This is a genomic window from Asaia sp. BMEF1, from assembly GCF_051628905.1.
In the GTDB taxonomy this organism is placed as follows: Bacteria; Pseudomonadota; Alphaproteobacteria; order Acetobacterales; family Acetobacteraceae; genus Asaia.
In genome coordinates this window covers 2,597,038-2,612,810 of the sequence record NZ_CP157575.1, presented here as the reverse complement: position 1 = coordinate 2,612,810, position 15,773 = coordinate 2,597,038, and the positions used below count along the sequence as shown (strand labels likewise).

Sequence of the window (15,773 nt, the reverse complement as noted above, 5' to 3'; positions counted from 1 at the left end):
CATCGCCTCATGGCGCTCGACCCCGTCGGCCTCAATGCCCTTCTGGCCCCCGAACCGATCGATAGCGTGGCGCATGTCATTCAGGTCGCGCTGACACCCGTTTTCATGCTCTCGGGCGTCGCGTCTCTGCTGACGCTGTTCAATACACGGCTCGCCCGCGTTTCCGACCATGTGGAAGAGGTCGCCCATCGTCTGGGCGAGGCCAATGACGACACCAAGGAAACAGCGCGGCTGGAGCGTCACCAGCGGCGGTTGCGCCGACGTATCGTCGCGCTCGACAGTGCCGTCATGCTGGGCGGGGTCGGCGGTGCCTCGACTTGCGGCGCGGCGCTCGCGCTCTTTCTGGGCAGTCTTCATAACAGTCAGACCGTCGCCTGGCTCATCTTTCTCTTCGGCGGTGCCCTGTTCTGCACGGTCGGCGCACTCTCTGCCTTCCTCGCCGACACGTTTCTGGCCTGGCATGGACTGAAAAGAGATGGCGCCTTGCCCAAGCCCGTCGCCATGGTCAAAGCAACAAGATAGCGCATCGTCGCGCAGGTCAGGTAATTTTATTACCTGACCTGGTGGTAAATAACGATAAAATAGAAAACACGATCGTTCCATGCATTTACTGCATTGCTGGAACGCGTTTTCAGCGATTGCCTTCGGTTGGGTTTGGGCGCTTTTTCCGCCGCCACACACCAAACTCCCTAGGAAACCCTGATGTTCAGCGTCGAAATCGCCAATCTCATCGCCCATCCGATCAGTGCCCTCAGCACCCTCACGATGGTCTCTTTCATTCCCGTTATTGGCGCTCTTCTGGTTGCCACTATTGCCGCCGACCGTACGGCCTGATTTTGCGACGATCAATACCATGATTACTTGAAGAAGAGACGCGATACCGATCCGGATCGCCTCCCGTCTTCAAGCTATTCATCTGAATAGTTTACTTGCGCGCAGGCGCGTAGAGCCCCAGATCCAGATGGTGGCCATTGGAATAATTGAGACCGGTCACCCGGCCATATTCCGTCAGCGAAAAACCTTTTTCCAACATCTGCGTCGTGAGCGCCGCCTCGTCCTTGCGGTCCACCAGCACAAGCGCACAGGAAGAATTTGCCGCAAGATAATCCGCGGCTTTAGGCACGCCGAGCAGCTTCGTGTTCGACCCTGCCAGAAAAGCAAGGCTCGGCTCGGAATAAGAAACCGAGACCAGCGTGCTGTCTTCACACGGGCGATAATCGTCATAGAGTGCTGCTGCACGCGGGGCGAGCTGCAAAAGGCCCAGATTGGGTATGACCGTCAGGAAGATGCCCGCATGCACCACGACAGCGGCGCCGATTGCCACCAAGGCAGCTCGCAGACGCTGCGCCTGCCGCAGTAACCAAAATGCGTAGAGAACCAGAGGCAGAGCGCCGAACACCGCAATCAACGTGCCATAATCGAGCCGGTGCTCGCTCTGCCACAGCAGGATCACCCCAGCCACGACGAAGCCAATCGCCAGTATGCCCCAGAGCAACGTGTAGAACACCATGAAACCACGCGCCCACAACGCCTTGGGACGACTGAGCGGCCATTTGGTCAAGGTTGCTGCGGCCAGTATGGCAATAGCCGGATAGGTGGGCAGGACATAATGCGGCAGCTTGGTCGCAATCGCTTCGAAAACGAGCCAGTGCGGCACGATCCAGCAGAGCAGAAAGCGCACGGCAGGCTCGCGATGACGCGCCCAGATGGCTGGCAGGCCAAGGACGAGAAAAAGCGACCCCGGCCAGAAGGCAAGCAGGAACACAACCAGATGGAAGCCTGGCGGTAGGCCATGGGCCTGCTGACCGTGACCGATCTTGCCCAGGAAATTGGTGCCTACCGAATGGGAGAAAAACGCCCCATGGCTCACCACCCCGATGGCAACGCACCAGGGGAGCACCACGGCAAGCGTGACGAGCCAGCCCCAGCGTGGCCGCAGACGGCCGAACCAGGACGCCTGACGCTCGATAATGCGCAAGGCAAGAGGCGTTGCCAGCCCGGGGATAAGCACCACCGGCCCCTTGAGCATCAGACCGCAACCCAGAGCGCCCCAGAAAAGCAGAGCGATACCGATGGACGTCTCACGATTACGCTGCTGGTCGATATAGGCGCGTAGCAACGCCGTCTCGACCAGAAGGATATCCAGCAGCAGCACCGTATCGATGGTCGCCATCCGCCCTTCGGCAGTGAGTAGCGTCGACACGGCCAGGAAGGCCGCAGCGACAAGACCGGTCAGACCGCCGAACAGTGTCGCGCCAAGATAGGCTGTAAGCGTGACGGCAGAAACAGCGGCAATCAGGCTGGGGATGCGATAGGGCCAGGCGACGTGGCGGTCATGAGGTCCGCCGAAGAGCTTCTGTGCGCCGGCTTCGAGCCAGTAGATACCGGCAGGCTGAAGATAGCGCGGCTGGTCGAGAAAGCGGACATCGACGAAATTGCCGCTCTCGATCATCTGCGCCGAGGCTTCCATATAGCGCGGCTCGTCACGATCGAGGGGCACAAGGCTCATACGCCCCGGCAGGAAAATCAGCAGGGTGAGCAAGGCCACGCCGAGATAGTGGCGCCAGGTCAGAGTCATGAGAGCCCTCAGCGTTCGGTTACGCGGCCCGGCAGTCTCGTACGATTGAGCAGCCACATGACACCCAGAAGATCACGGATGCCGACGAGCGCGCGATTGAAATTGGTATATTTGGACTGACCGTGCAGGCGGGCACGATGGCGCGTCTCGACACAGATCAGCTTTGCCCCGTAGCAACCAAGCAGGGCGGGAAGAAAGCGGTGTACGCCCTCGAACTGGGGAATACGCAGGAAAGCGGACCGCGCGAAGAGTTTCATAGGTGCCCCGGTATCGGGGCAACCGTCGTTGAGAAGCCGACGACGCAGGCCATTCGCTAGTTTGGTAGCAACGACACGCGACAGGCGGTCATTGCGCTTGAGGCGAACCCCCACTACCAGCGGCTCGCCCTCCTCGCAGGCCTCGGCCTGCTTGAGCATGTCGATGATCACTGCCGGGTCGTCCTGACCGTCACCATCGAGTGTCGCGATCCAGTGTCCGCGTGCGGCCTCGATGCCCGTGCGAAGCGCCGCCGACTTTCCACGACGCCTGTCATGGCTTAACAGACGCAGCCCCGGCATAAGCCCCTTGCGTGCCGCCAGAAGCGCCTCACAGGTAGCATCCGTGCTGCCATCATCGACGAAGAGAATTTCGATATCGGGTGCGTTCTCGAAAACGGTCGCGAGTTCTTCGCAGACCGGACGGATATTTTCCGCCTCGTTGAGAACGGCAATGACGATGGAAAGTCGTACACTCATGGCAGAAACCGCCTTTGGCTTGTCCGGGCAAGCAACCCGGACAGTTCGGTCACGCAGCGCTCTGGCTGCGCGATCCGGCCTCGTTCGATGCCTTGAGCGCCTGGGGCAGATCGCTGATACCCCGGTCAAGCAGGGCTGAAGCCCCGGCCTGCTCGGAGTGCAGATACTGACCGACCAGAGCACGTGTCGCCTGAATTGCGGCATCGGCTGCGACCTGGCGCATTTCGCGAATGGCCTGGCGCTCGGAAGCCGCAATACGGTCGCGTGCCATCTGTTCGCGGCGCGATGCGACTGCCTCGGCCTCACGGCGGGCGTGCTCGGCGATGGCAGCAGCTTCTTCACGCGAACGCTCGATCAGGGCGCGGGATTCTGCCAAGGCCTGCTCACGCTCACGCGTGGCATCCTCAAGCATCTTCTCGGCCTCACGGCGCAGGCGGCTCGCCTCGTCAAGGTTGCTGCGCACCTGATTGGCGCGGGCATCCAGAACGGCAGCGATAGCCTTCCAGAGCTTGCCACCGAACAGCACGAAGAAAGCAACGAAGGAGACAGCGACCCAAAAACGTTGATCGTGGAACATCGCTTTATCCCTCAGCCTCTGCTTGCCGCAAGACCGGCGCGGACAGCGTCCTGCACCTGCGCCTCGGAGATCGCATTCTCGACACCGGCGGGGCGCAGCAGCTTCGCGATCAGGCTCTGGGCCGTCTCGGTAGCCACGCCGGGCAGGCTGGCAAGCGCTTCTGCACGAGCAGAGGCAATACGCTTCTCGGCTTCGGCAATATCGGCCATGAGCCGATGGTTCATTTCATGGGTCTGGGCTTCGGCAGCCGAACGGGCTTCCTGAACGACCCGATCGATATTGGCCTGGGCCTGCGCGGCCGCGTCATGACGGGCGCGACGCAGTTCGTCAACGGCGCGGTCAGCGTCGTCACGGGCACGGCGGGCAATATCGAGATCGCCCTCGATCCGGTTGCGTCGATGGGTCAGAACCCCTTCGATGCGCGGCAGGGCCGAGCGGCTCAGAATGACGTAGAAAACCGCGAAAATGACCGCTCCCCAGACCACCTGCCCAATGAGCAGGGGGTTGGAGAAGTCAAGCTGCGGCATGCCAACGGCCAAGGCCCGTCCCGGCACAGTGCCGAGCGCCAGCGCGATGGCCAGCGGGGCAGCGAGATTTCGAGACGGAAGGCGCATGATGGCTATCCCTGCCTTTCGATCAGACGAAGAGGATCAGGAAGGCGATCAGAAGAGCGAACAGCGCGACGGCTTCCGTCAGCGCGAAGCCGAGCATGCCGAGGCCGAACACGTGGGGGCGGGCAGCCGGGTTGCGGGCGATCGAGCTCACCAGCGTGGAGAAGATGTTGCCGAGGCCGATGCCGACACCGGCAAGAGCGATAACAGCAATACCGGCGCCGATTTCGCGAGCAGCAGAGACGTCCATGAGTCAGGTTCCTTGGTTACGACGAAACAACAGTTGAGCGTGGATCGGGGCGTGCACGTCAGTGCGCCACAGCCTCACGCAGATAAATGCAGGTGAGGATGGCGAACACATAAGCCTGCAGAACGCCCACCAGCAATTCCAGAGCCGTCAGCGCGACATTGATGACGACAGGCGCCACAGCCAGCACCGACCCGAAAGCTCCGAGACCTGCCAGCATCAGGGTGAAGCCAGCAAATACTTCGAGCAGAACGTGACCAGCCATCATGTTGGCGAAAAGTCGGATCGACAGGCTGACGGGTCGCGAAAGGAAGGAGAGAATCTCGATCGGGATCAGAAGCGGCGCAAGGAACACAGGGGCGCCTTCAGGCATGAAATGCGCGAAGAACTTGATACCCTGATATTTCAGCGAGGCCAGGATCGACACCACGAAAACGAGAATGGCCAGAGATACCGTGACCGCAATATGGCTCGTGAACGTGAAGCAATAAGGGATCAGGCCCAGATAATTACCGGCCAGAATGAAGAAAAACAGGGCGAAGACGAACGGGAAGAAGGCTGTGCCCTCCTTACCGATGGTCTCGACAGCCATGTTATGGATAAAGTCGTAGCCGATCTCGGCGGCGGCCTGCATCCGTCCCGGCACAACTGCGGCAGGGCGCATGCCGACATACAGGAAGGCGAGAACCAGAACGACAGCCACCAGCATGAAAGCCGGAGACTGGCTGAAGCGCAGCGCCTCGCCGATCTGCCCGAGAACAGGATGAAGCTCGAACTGGCCGAGCGCGTCAATCGTTGATCCGGCGGCCAAGCTGCCTCTCCCGTTTACGATGCAGATCCCGGGAGGACCCCGGCAATCCATAAAAACCCAAAAACCGACGCATCACCCTGCGCCGGGATATCAGACGTTGGCGTTTTTCACCGCACGCCAGACATTCAGCATTCCTGCCGCACCGCCGACCAGCGAGAAGAGGATCAGAAAGAGAGGCTTGGTTCCGCACAGGCGATCAAGCCCATAACCCAGAACCACACCGACAACCAGTGCCGCGACCATTTCGGTCCCGATCCTCATCGCCAGCCCGAATGCCGAATAATCGGCATTGCCACCATCCTGCGTAGAAACATCGTCCGACTTGCCGCTTTTGCCGCGCATCCGGGCCTCAGCCTCTGCAAGCCTCTTGTCGAAGCTCTCAGGGCCTGTGCCCGCGTGCGAGGAAACGTTCAGGTCGTCCTGTGCGCCCACGATTCCATACCTCGCTTTTCTCCCCGAAGCGGGGAGTCCTTGGTGCGCGGTTGCTACCCATCAAGACGTGTCCTGTCAACGCCTCGTAACAGCAGGACAATGATTTCTTGGTGTCATTCGGGCGGCTCAGATCCTTCGCACCTCACCGGCCAGTTCGCGCCTCGTGCGATCCAGTGCCTCGGCGTAACGACGCAGCACGTATTTCTCGCTCAGCAACCCCACAACCCGGCACGTTACTACATCCTCAACCACGATGAGGGCGTCGGCTTCGGCGCGTTCGAAGAAATGTACAGCCTCCTCGCATGCCATCCCCGGTAAAAGCATGGCATCCCGATGCTGGGCGAGCGTCTCCAGGAGACGACCGGGCGGATGATCGGGAGCGTGGATCTCGGACACCAACACGATCCCGCGATATCGCTTGTCCTGATCAACGAGCACGATATGAGGCGCCATACCGAGCGGGCAACACTGCCGCGCATCCCCCAGATTCATATCGGCCGACCGGCAGGGAAAGTCGCGCTGCATCAGACGCCCGACGGTGAGCGCCCTCAGCCAGCTCACATCGATGGCTGAACGAATCGACTCGCCGCGCTGGTGAAAACGCCATGTGGCGAAGGAGTACCCGAAAAGACGGCGCACGGTGAGCATCGAAAGCACGCTCGCCAGCAATACCCCACTCGCGAGGGTCAGATCGGCTGTCATCTCCACAATCAGACATGTCATGGTCATCGGTACGCCAATGATCGCAACTGCCGTAGCACTCATGCCCAGAACGGCGCAGCTCGCGACAGACAGGCCGCCAACACCCAGGGCCGCGATGCCGAAACCGTAAAGCGATCCAGCCAGCACACCCAGATAGAGCGAGGCAAAGAACAGCCCACCGCGAAACCCGCTGCCAATGGAAATGGAAGAAGCCGTGATTTTCAGGATCAGGAGCAGCATCAAGGGGAGAGGCGTCAGCCCCTCCTCAAGCACCTTGATGACAGCAGCATGGCCCGCGGACAGAATGGAGGGGGAGTAAAGCGCCAGCACTCCCACCACGACGCCCCCGAGCGCAGGACGAAGCCAGACCGGCAGCGGCACCAGCCTGAACAGGGCCTCGGCACACGTCACGCCACGCATCGTCGCGATGCCGACGAGCCCGCAAAATACGCCAAGCACGAGCACCGGTACGGTTTCATGCAGCGTCAGCGGCGCATGAGGCAGCAGCGTCAGTGTCGTGCTGACCCCACCCAGAAGATGCACAGTCCCGACAGCGGCGATGGCGGCGACCGCAACAGGTGCAAGATTGACCAGCGAATACGTACCGATCACCAGCTCGAAGGCGTAGAAGGCCCCGGCGATAGGCGCGTTGAACGCCGCACCGATCGCGCCTCCTGCGCCACAGCCGACAAGAATGCGCAGGTCGGACCGACGCACCCGAAACAGACGGCCGCACCGGCTTCCCAACGCCGCGGCGATCTGCGTGAACCCGGCCTCCAGTCCGAGAGACGCGCCGCTCCCATTCGAGAGAAAGGTCTGAAATGCGACGATTACGCTATCGCGCACCGACATACGGCCGCCACGCAGGGCATTGGCTTCGATCGGGTCGACCGGCCGGTGGCTGAAACGACGGGCGAGCACGACCCCGAAAGCCCCGAGCACAACCCCGCCGAGACACGGCATCAGCACGGTGCGCCAGGGGCTGAGACTGGCAAGGCCAGAAAGCCGCCCGTCATTATGAAGGGCATAGAGCACACGATGCGCGTAAAGCGTGCTGCGCGTCATGACCCAGACGCTCAGCCCGGCCAGAACGCCCACGCAAGCCGCGAGGACGGTCAACCAGATTTCATTGGATCGAACGAGCGCACGCACATAGTACGGCACATGCGCTACATGCCGGAGCCAGTCGAACGTTCTGCGAAACCCTGAGGCCAAGAAAGATCCTCACATGGCTTTGAAGACAGACGGAGAGCGATGCCCTTATTGTCGCCCGGACTTGCCGCAGGCAACAGAAAACCCCAGACTTCGCGCAATCTGCCTCCCTGAAAGGAGCCTTCTACCGTGCTGCTAAACGTCATCGAACGCCTCCCGGCCCAGCCGGGCGGACATCCGCCGGTCGTTTTTCTGCATGGGCTGTTCGGACGAGCGCGCAATATGGGCTTTCTCCAACGTCAGGTTTCGCGCACGCATCGCACTCTGGCGCTCGACCTGCGCAACCATGGCGAGAGCCCTCATGGCCCGATGGACTTCCCCTTGATGGTCGAAGACGTGGTAGAGACCTTGCGCGCCAACGAAGCACTCCCCGCCATTCTGGTCGGGCACTCGATGGGCGGCAAAGTCGCCATGATCATGGCGCTGCAATATCCCGAACTCGTTGCCGGAATTCTGATCGGCGACATGGCCCCTGCCCGCACCGGGTTCGGCCAGGCCGCTCTGGCAGAGGCCATGCTGCACATTCACTTTCCCGATCAGTTGGACCGGCAGCAGGCCGATCAACTCCTAGCCAAAGACATTCCCAACCGCAGCGTTCGCGACCTGATGCTGCAGAATGTCCGTCTGGGCACCGAGCCGGGCTGGCAGATCGGACTACAGGACATCACAAACTCGATGACCAATATCGAGAACTGGCCTTACGTTCCGGAGGGCTATGTCTATGAGGGGCCGACGCTCTTCCTTAGAGGCGAGCATTCGCCCTATATCGGCAAGGATCACGAGCCTGTCATGCGCAGGCTTTTCCCCAATTACCGGCTCGAGACCATTCCCGATGCGGGTCACTGGCTTCACGCAGATAATCCGAAGCTTTTCTCTGAGAAAATGCTTGGGTTCATAGAGGCCATCTGATCGACACACCCTCTCTTCAAGGTAACGCCTCATGATAAAACGTGCCGCGCTGCTGCTGCTGCTTTCCATCGGTTCCGCGCAGGCCGACCCGCTACCCACCCTCACACGGGACGGGCTGAAGGCGCTTACCCTGGCAAAAGACTCCATCGCCTTTCGTTCGGTCGCGGGCGTACACAACCAGACAATCAACGTCGCGGAGCTTTATCGAAAGGCGCTTGTCGATGGCGGGTTTCCCGCCGATGCGATCACCATCACCCGACTGAACGACACCGCCTACATGGTCTTTCGCTGGGCCGGGCAAGAGAACACGCTCAAACCACTCGTAATTTCCGGTCATATGGATGTGGTGGCCGCCGACCCTTCCGACTGGACACGCGATCCCTTCACCCCGGTCGTGGAGAATGGCTATCTTTACGGTCGTGGCGCTTCAGACATGAAAATGAGCAACGCGCTGGCGATCACGACGCTGCTTCATCTTCACCATCAAGGCTACAAGCCCAAGCGCGACATCATTCTCGCACTTTCCGGCGATGAAGAAACGGCGATGAAAACCGGCCAGATTCTGGCGAACCAGTTCCCCAATGCAGAAGAGGTGCTGAATCTCGACGTTGGCGGCGGCACGCTCGATGAGGAAACGGGCCGCCCGCTGTTCTATAGCTGGTCCGGCGCCGAGAAGACCTATGCCGATATCGGGCTGATGGTCGCCGACCCGGGCGGCCACTCCTCCGAACCGCGGGAGCGCAACGCTATCTCGGTGTTGGCTCAGGCTCTCGTGAAAATTCAGACCCATCCCTTCAGGCCAGAGCTGAACGCCCTGACACGCAGCTACTTTTTGAATGCCGCGCGTTTTACCTCGCCTCGCCTCGCCTCGGCCATGCGCATATTCGCTGCAAGCCCGGATAATGTGCAGGCCGTCGCTACATTGCGCGCCGATCCGTCTCTCGTCGGGGCCATCGGCACAACCTGCGTCGTGACCATGATCAAAGGGGGCCATGCCCTTAACGCCCTCCCCCAGCATGCCGATGCCAATATCAATTGCCGGATCTTCCCCGGCCATTCGCGCGGGGATATCATCCACGAGCTATCGGCCATCATCGACGATCCCTCGGTGCATATCGAAGATCACAGCCAGGGCTCTGTGGAAACGCAGCCTTCGCCAATGAATGGTCCACTCCCATCAGCCGTGACGCGCGCCGCTCATGAGGCCTTTCCGAATGTTCCGGTCTTTCCGAGCATGAGTTCCGGCGCGAGCGACAGCATGTGGTTCAGAGAGAAGGGTATCCCCGCCTACGGCGCCAGCCCGATCTTCATGAAAGCGTCCGACGATTTCAGCCATGGGCTGAATGAGCGCGTACCGCTCTCGGCCATTACGCCCGGGATGCATTTCCTGCTCTCACTCATTCCCGCCCTGTCGCAGAACTAAACCCGACCGGGGCTCGACCCACTCAGTCGCCCGTGAGGACGTTCTTGATCGTCTTCCCCTCCTCGGAAAGGCGCCAGAGATACCAGGCGAGCGCAGAGCGATAGGGGCTGAAGCGCTCACCCTCCTTCCTCAGGGCCGCCGGCTTGGGCGGGAGGTCGAGCCCGTATAGTTTCTGCCATCCTGCGCGCACGGCGAAATCGTCTACAGGCAGCACATCACGCCGATTTAATGTAAAGATGAGCAACATCTCTACAGTCCACCGACCGATGCCACGCAGCGTCACCAGACGTGAGATCAGCGCCTCGTCGCTCAAATGTGCCGCCTCCTGCAGATCTGGAACGAGCCCCGTCAGACGCGCCTCGGCCAGGCCGCGCAGCGCCAGAAGCTTTGAAGCCGAAAGACCGCAGGCGCGCAGCGTCTCGTCAGGTTGAGCCAAAAGGGCTTCTGGCTCGGGCATGAGGCCACCGGTCAACGCGCAGACACGCCCCAGAATCGCTTCTGCCGCCCGACCATGCAGCTGTTGCCCGATAATGGCGCGAAACAGCGCCTGGTAGGGGGTCTTGCCGTCAGTTCCCCTGAGACGACATGGCCCGATACGGGTCAGTGCGGTCGCCAAAACGGGATCCTGCCCGAGACAGGCATAGAGAGCTTGATCGTCGGACACGGAAAACTCCTCTTCCATTACAGCCTCGGACTCTCGCCCGCTTGGCAAGAGGAGGGGTCCAATGTCATGATAGCGGCAAGTGCCAGATCGTGTCGTCATGCAGAGTTCGTTGCCTGCCCGATCACGTGGTGGCGTGTGTTCCGATTCTCTACAGGTGTTCTTCTGACACGCACCCAGCCCGTCGATCCGGCTCCGCCCTCTTCCGGTGTGGCCCCTGCCCCGCGCCCGGGCAAGAAACGGACGCGAAACGAGCCGCTGCTTTTTGCGCCGTCGGCAGCGCAGACGCGCGCCCTGCCCAGCATGCCCGGCACGCGCGCCAGACTCAGCCATTACGAACCGAAGACAGACGCCGAACCCACCGTCAAACCGGCCGGCGCCTCGCTGATACGTCCCCAGATTCTCGAAGATTCTGGTGTCACGACCGTATTGATCGCCTCGGCGATCGCCCATGCGGTGCTAATTGCCCTACTGATCTATGAAAGCGCTCATCATGCGCGTGGCCTGCCCAACGGCATGGAACAGCCACAGGTCGAAATGATGTTCGCGCCACCAAGCCAGAGCGGCATGGCGGGCCCGCATGAAGACAAGCCGGGCGGCGAGGAGAAGCCCTCGACTAGTCATGATTCGCCTTCGGCCAGTAGCCCGGAAACCCAGCAGGAACAACAACCCAACGAGCAGGAATCAACGCCGACCCCTGCAACGCCGACCCCCACCCCACCTGCCGCGCCCCCCGTGCCCGAAGGCCCGTCAACCGAAATACCCAGGACGCAGACCGACCGGCCTGTGAGCCCCGGTATTGCCAAATCGGGCAGGCAAAGCCAGACGCGCGCCCATAGTCACCGTTCGAGCCGGCGCCCGACGCCCAAGCAGTCGGATAATCCTTTTGCCAACATGACGACGCTCGATTTTGGCGAAGCGCCCTCCACCCCACGCCGCCAGCGCGGGCGTCGTGGCGGCTCCGGCGCGCCAATCGACATGTCGCTCGGGCCGCTCTCGACCAACGGCCAGATCAATGCGCCCTTCATGACGCGTACCACCATCAAAGGTGTGAGCGACGATTATGCTGAAGAAATAGCCCATTGGGTCCAAGTCCACACTTATTTTCCGGAAGACGCAGCCAATAATGGGGAGGAAGGAGCTGCCAGTGCCCACATTGTTTTTGATAGACAAGGTCATGTAATCTCAGCGCGAATAACACAACAATCGGGATCTTACTCGCTTGACGCCGCGACAGTAGGCGCATTCGTCGGTCGCAAACTTCCTCCAGTTCCCCCCAATATGTCAGGCGACCATTTCGATATTGATCTGACGATCAATTACATCCTAATCAGACGATGAGCCTGAAATGAGCCTCGATTCCGTTCGCGACGAACTCGCCCGCCTCGCCCCGGAACTCGCCATCATCGATGACGGGTTGAGCACGGCTACGGTTCTGGAAGCAGCCGACGTGCATAAGGTCGCGCCCGACCAGATCGCCAAAACACTCTGCGTCGATGTCGGTGGCCGTATCGTGCTGGTGGTGATGGCAGGCACGGCGCGCCTCGATAATCGACGCGCTCGCGAAGCCCTTGGGGGCAAGCCCCGCTTTCTGGGTCCGGAAGCCGTGCTGGAAGCAACCAGCCATCCCGTAGGCGGCGTATGCCCTTTCGGCCTGCCTGCCCCCCTGCCCGTCTATTGCGATGAATCGCTGCTGCAATTCGAAGAGATTATTCCCGCAGCGGGCTCGATTACGGCCTCCGTGCGCATGACACCGCAGAGGCTGGCCGAATTGACCCAAGGGGTTTGGGTGCATGTGCGTCAGGATGTGGGGTAAGAGTTCTTTTTTGCAAAAAAGAACCAAAAAACTTCTGTTCGTCAGCCACCTGCGAAACGTGTAGCGCAGTAATCTCAAAAAATTAAAAGTCTTTTTGCTTCTTTTTCTTCAGAAAAAGAAGATCCCCCGCCCCATAAGGAGGCGGGGAACAAGCCCTTTTACTGCGCTGCTTCAGCGTAAGTGGAGATATCGGGGCAGGAGCAGACCAGATTGCGGTCGCCCCAGGCATTATCGATACGGTTGACCGGCGCGAAATATTTCACGCGATCGAGACCGTTCGGGAAACAACCCTGCATGCGGTCATAAGCGCGGTCCCACTCACCGACGAGGTCGGCGGTGCTGTGAGGCGCATGACGCAGCGGGCTGGCTTCCATCGCAATCGTGCCGGCTTCGATGGCGGCAATTTCCTGACGGATGGCGATCATCGCATCACAGAAGCGGTCCAGCTCTGCCTTGCCTTCGGATTCGGTCGGCTCGATCATGAAGGTACCGGCCACCGGGAAGCTGACCGTCGGAGCATGGAAGCCATGATCGATCAGGCGCTTGGCGATGTCATCGACCGTCACGCCGACAGCGTCCTTGAGCGGACGCAGGTCGATGATGCATTCATGCGCGGTACGTCCGTTGCTGCCACGATAAAGCACCGGATAATGCCCTTCGAGGCGGGCAGCGATGTAGTTGGCGTTGAGGATCGCCATCTCGGTGGCCTCACGCAGCCCGTCATCGCCCATCATCAGCACATAGGCAACGGAGATCGGCAGGATCGAAGCCGAACCGAAAGGCGCGGCTGACACGGCGCGCGCATCACCCTTTTCAGGGCGACCCGGCAGATGTGGGGCGAGGTGCGCCTTGACGCCGATTGGTCCCATGCCGGGACCACCGCCGCCATGCGGAATGCAGAAAGTCTTGTGCAGGTTGAAATGCGAGACATCGGCGCCATACAGCCCCGGGCGGGCAAGCCCGACCTGCGCGTTCATGTTCGCCCCGTCGAGATAGACCTGACCGCCCGCCTCGTGAACGAGATCGCAGATTTCCATCACGGCTTCTTCGAACACGCCATGGGTCGAGGGGTAAGTCAGCATCAGCGCCGCGATACGCCCCTCATGCTGGGCAATCTTCTTGCGCAGATCGTCCAGGTCGACATTGCCCGCGGCATCGCAAGCCGTGACGACCACGCGCATGCCGACCATCTGGGCCGAAGCCGGGTTGGTGCCATGGGCCGAGGCCGGAATCAGGCAGACATCGCGCTCGCTCTGGCCATTGGCCTGATGATAGGCGCGAATGGCCAGCAGACCGGCATACTCACCCTGTGCGCCCGAATTGGGCTGGAGCGACACGGCATCATAGCCGCTGACGGCGCAGAGCGCGTGTTCGAGAATGCCGAACAGCTCCTGATAGCCTTCCGTCTGATCGGCAGGCGCGAAAGGATGCAGCGCGCCGAATTCCGGCCATGTGATGGGGATCATCTCGGCAGTGGCGTTCAGCTTCATGGTGCAGGAGCCGAGCGGAATCATGGTGCGATCCAGCGCCAGGTCCATATCCGACAGGCGACGCATATAGCGCAGCAGATCTGTTTCGGAACGGTGGGCGTGAAACACCGATGCGGTCAGGAAAGCACCGCTGCGCTGCAAGGAGGCCGGAAGGGTGGTTGCCCCCTCGAGCTTCGCTTCGAGCGCGGCCAGGCGCGCATCATCCGGGCAGACGCAGCGCCACAGCGCCTTGATGTGGTCGGGCTGCGTGGTTTCGTCGCAGGAAATGCCCAGTCGGCCATTGCCTGCATCGCGCAGATTGATCCCGGCCTTGCGGGCGCGTTCGAGCACGAGCGCAGCCGACTCACCGGCTTCGATGGTGATCGTGTCGAAGAAGACGCTCGTCTCGACCTTCACCGCCAGCTCGCGCAGGCCCTCGGTCAGAATGGAAGCGAGACGGTTTACGCGATGCGCGATGGCGCGCAGCCCTTCAGGACCGTGATAGACCGCGTACATAGAGGCGATGACAGCCAGAAGCACCTGCGCCGTGCAGATATTCGATGTCGCCTTTTCGCGGCGGATATGCTGCTCGCGCGTCTGAAGCGCCAGACGATAGGCCGGAGCGCCACGGCTGTCACGCGACACGCCGACAAGACGACCAGGCATGGTGCGCTTATAGGCATCGCGAACAGCCATGAACCCGGCATGAGGGCCACCGAAACCCATCGGCACGCCGAAACGCTGCATCGAACCGATGGCGATATCAGCGCCGAGCTTGCCCGGCGCTTCGAGCATGACAAGCGCCAGCGGGTCGCAGGTCATGGCTGCAACGGCGCCCTTTGCATGCAGCGCGTCGATCACGCTGCGGAAGTCACGCACTTCACCCGAGCTGCCGGGATAGGAGAGCAGCGCACCGAACACGTCTGCTTCTTGCAGATCGGTTTCGGGGTTGCCCACCACAATGGTCCAGCCCAGCGGTTCGGCACGGGTGCGCAGCACGGCAAGGGTCTGCGGGTGCGTGTCGGCATCGACGAAGAAAAACGTGCTCTTGGTCCTAACATTGCGCTGGGCAAGCGCCATCGCCTCGGCGCAGGCCGTGGCTTCGTCGAGCAACGACGCATTGGCAATATCGAGCCCGGTCAGATCGCAAACCAGCGTCTGGAAGTTCAGCAGCGCCTCGAGACGGCCTTGGCTGATTTCCGGCTGATACGGCGTATAGGCCGTGTACCAAGCCGGGTTTTCAAGGATGTTGCGCTGGATCACCGGCGGTAAAACCGTGCCGTGATAGCCCTGCCCGATCATGGACTGCATGACGACATTGCGGCTGGCGATCTGCCTCAGACGGGCCAGGGCCTCGCTCTCGGTCAATGCTGGGCCGATACCAGAGGCTTTGCGATCGAGAATGGCGGCAGGCACCGTCTGTTCGATCAGCGCATCGATGCTGGAGACGCCGAGCGTTTCGAGCATGGCGACGACTTCACCGGGGCGCGGCCCGTTGTGGCGGGAAACAAATTGATCGGCAGCCTGATTGGGCCACAGGGGAGCGTTACGGGTCACGTCTCGGCAAATCCTCGTCGGGAACGGGGGCGGT

16 protein-coding genes are annotated in these 15,773 nt (G+C 61.1%); 6 read left to right on the top strand and 10 right to left on the bottom strand.

Annotated elements, in window-relative coordinates; genetic code table 11:
* Window positions 1-9: 9 nt before the first annotated feature.
* Window positions 10-522 carry a DUF2721 domain-containing protein gene (locus ABHV46_RS11635; protein ID WP_438381594.1) on the top strand — a complete coding sequence of 171 codons (513 nt, stop codon included), beginning with the start codon at window positions 10-12 and terminating at the stop codon, window positions 520-522.
* Between the two features lie 180 nt (window positions 523-702).
* Entirely contained in the window at window positions 703-834 is a 132-nt protein-coding gene (locus ABHV46_RS11630) for a hypothetical protein (RefSeq protein ID WP_336946105.1), read from the top strand.
* Between the two features lie 91 nt (window positions 835-925).
* Here the strand turns inward: ABHV46_RS11630 and ABHV46_RS11625 are convergent, their stop codons facing one another.
* The 8 genes from ABHV46_RS11625 to ABHV46_RS11590 form a co-directional block, all read right to left on the bottom strand.
* Complete coding sequence (locus ABHV46_RS11625) at window positions 926-2,578, bottom strand: ArnT family glycosyltransferase (RefSeq protein ID WP_438381593.1); 1,653 nt, start codon at window positions 2,576-2,578, stop codon at window positions 926-928.
* 8 nt (window positions 2,579-2,586) lie between these two features.
* Window positions 2,587-3,312, bottom strand: coding sequence for a glycosyltransferase family 2 protein (locus tag ABHV46_RS11620; RefSeq protein WP_336946103.1), 726 nt, complete (start codon window positions 3,310-3,312; stop codon window positions 2,587-2,589).
* Between the two features lie 49 nt (window positions 3,313-3,361).
* Window positions 3,362-3,889: an ATP synthase F0 subunit B gene (locus ABHV46_RS11615; protein ID WP_336946102.1), complete on the bottom strand. Its 528-nt coding sequence runs from the start codon at window positions 3,887-3,889 to the stop codon at window positions 3,362-3,364.
* An 11-nt stretch (window positions 3,890-3,900) separates the two neighbouring features.
* Window positions 3,901-4,503 carry a F0F1 ATP synthase subunit B family protein gene (locus ABHV46_RS11610; RefSeq protein WP_336946100.1) on the bottom strand — a complete coding sequence of 201 codons (603 nt, stop codon included), beginning with the start codon at window positions 4,501-4,503 and terminating at the stop codon, window positions 3,901-3,903.
* A 22-nt stretch (window positions 4,504-4,525) separates the two neighbouring features.
* The gene (locus ABHV46_RS11605) at window positions 4,526-4,750 is read right to left on the bottom strand and encodes an ATP synthase subunit C family protein (RefSeq protein ID WP_023977841.1); all 225 of its coding nucleotides are present in this window, start codon (window positions 4,748-4,750) and stop codon (window positions 4,526-4,528) included.
* Between the two features lie 58 nt (window positions 4,751-4,808).
* Window positions 4,809-5,558: a F0F1 ATP synthase subunit A gene (locus ABHV46_RS11600; protein ID WP_438381592.1), complete on the bottom strand. Its 750-nt coding sequence runs from the start codon at window positions 5,556-5,558 to the stop codon at window positions 4,809-4,811.
* 90 nt (window positions 5,559-5,648) lie between these two features.
* The gene (locus ABHV46_RS11595; protein WP_336946098.1) at window positions 5,649-5,990 is read right to left on the bottom strand and encodes an AtpZ/AtpI family protein; all 342 of its coding nucleotides are present in this window, start codon (window positions 5,988-5,990) and stop codon (window positions 5,649-5,651) included.
* Between the two features lie 126 nt (window positions 5,991-6,116).
* The gene (locus ABHV46_RS11590; protein ID WP_438384377.1) at window positions 6,117-7,856 is read right to left on the bottom strand and encodes a chloride channel protein; all 1,740 of its coding nucleotides are present in this window, start codon (window positions 7,854-7,856) and stop codon (window positions 6,117-6,119) included.
* 177 nt (window positions 7,857-8,033) lie between these two features.
* Here ABHV46_RS11590 and ABHV46_RS11585 point away from each other — a divergent pair, with 177 nt between their 5' ends.
* Window positions 8,034-8,813, top strand: a complete 780-nt coding sequence (locus ABHV46_RS11585; RefSeq protein ID WP_336946097.1) for an alpha/beta fold hydrolase — start codon at window positions 8,034-8,036, stop codon at window positions 8,811-8,813.
* A gap of 31 nt (window positions 8,814-8,844) precedes the next feature.
* Entirely contained in the window at window positions 8,845-10,236 is a 1,392-nt protein-coding gene (locus tag ABHV46_RS11580; protein ID WP_438381591.1) for a M20/M25/M40 family metallo-hydrolase, read from the top strand.
* A gap of 22 nt (window positions 10,237-10,258) precedes the next feature.
* Here the strand turns inward: ABHV46_RS11580 and ABHV46_RS11575 are convergent, their stop codons facing one another.
* Entirely contained in the window at window positions 10,259-10,900 is a 642-nt protein-coding gene (locus ABHV46_RS11575) for a DNA-3-methyladenine glycosylase family protein (RefSeq protein ID WP_438381590.1), read from the bottom strand.
* A 135-nt stretch (window positions 10,901-11,035) separates the two neighbouring features.
* Between ABHV46_RS11575 and ABHV46_RS11570 the strand changes: the two genes are divergently transcribed.
* Together ABHV46_RS11570 and ABHV46_RS11565 are read left to right on the top strand one after the other, a co-directional pair.
* Complete coding sequence (locus tag ABHV46_RS11570) at window positions 11,036-12,238, top strand: energy transducer TonB (protein ID WP_438381589.1); 1,203 nt, start codon at window positions 11,036-11,038, stop codon at window positions 12,236-12,238.
* 7 nt (window positions 12,239-12,245) lie between these two features.
* The gene (locus tag ABHV46_RS11565; protein ID WP_438381588.1) at window positions 12,246-12,713 is read left to right on the top strand and encodes a YbaK/EbsC family protein; all 468 of its coding nucleotides are present in this window, start codon (window positions 12,246-12,248) and stop codon (window positions 12,711-12,713) included.
* Window positions 12,714-12,871: 158 nt separating this feature from the next.
* On the opposite strand, the gene gcvP is transcribed toward ABHV46_RS11565, so the two are convergent.
* On the bottom strand, window positions 12,872-15,739 hold the full coding sequence (gene gcvP, locus ABHV46_RS11560; RefSeq protein ID WP_438381587.1) for an aminomethyl-transferring glycine dehydrogenase: 2,868 nt from the start codon (window positions 15,737-15,739) through the stop codon (window positions 12,872-12,874).
* Window positions 15,740-15,773 lie beyond the last annotated feature (34 nt).

What these genes read in the sequence shown, in the direction of transcription:
- ABHV46_RS11635 (WP_438381594.1), top strand. Translation starts at nt 10, where the DNA reads ATGGCGCTCGACCCCGTCGGCCTCAATGCCCTTCTGGCCCCCGAACCG.
- ABHV46_RS11630 (WP_336946105.1), top strand. Translation starts at nt 703, where the DNA reads ATGTTCAGCGTCGAAATCGCCAATCTCATCGCCCATCCGATCAGTGCC.
- ABHV46_RS11625 (WP_438381593.1), bottom strand. Translation starts at nt 2,578, where the DNA reads ATGACTCTGACCTGGCGCCACTATCTCGGCGTGGCCTTGCTCACCCTG.
- ABHV46_RS11620 (WP_336946103.1), bottom strand. Translation starts at nt 3,312, where the DNA reads ATGAGTGTACGACTTTCCATCGTCATTGCCGTTCTCAACGAGGCGGAA.
- ABHV46_RS11615 (WP_336946102.1), bottom strand. Translation starts at nt 3,889, where the DNA reads ATGTTCCACGATCAACGTTTTTGGGTCGCTGTCTCCTTCGTTGCTTTC.
- ABHV46_RS11610 (WP_336946100.1), bottom strand. Translation starts at nt 4,503, where the DNA reads ATGCGCCTTCCGTCTCGAAATCTCGCTGCCCCGCTGGCCATCGCGCTG.
- ABHV46_RS11605 (WP_023977841.1), bottom strand. Translation starts at nt 4,750, where the DNA reads ATGGACGTCTCTGCTGCTCGCGAAATCGGCGCCGGTATTGCTGTTATC.
- ABHV46_RS11580 (WP_438381591.1), top strand. Translation starts at nt 8,845, where the DNA reads ATGATAAAACGTGCCGCGCTGCTGCTGCTGCTTTCCATCGGTTCCGCG.
- ABHV46_RS11565 (WP_438381588.1), top strand. Translation starts at nt 12,246, where the DNA reads ATGAGCCTCGATTCCGTTCGCGACGAACTCGCCCGCCTCGCCCCGGAA.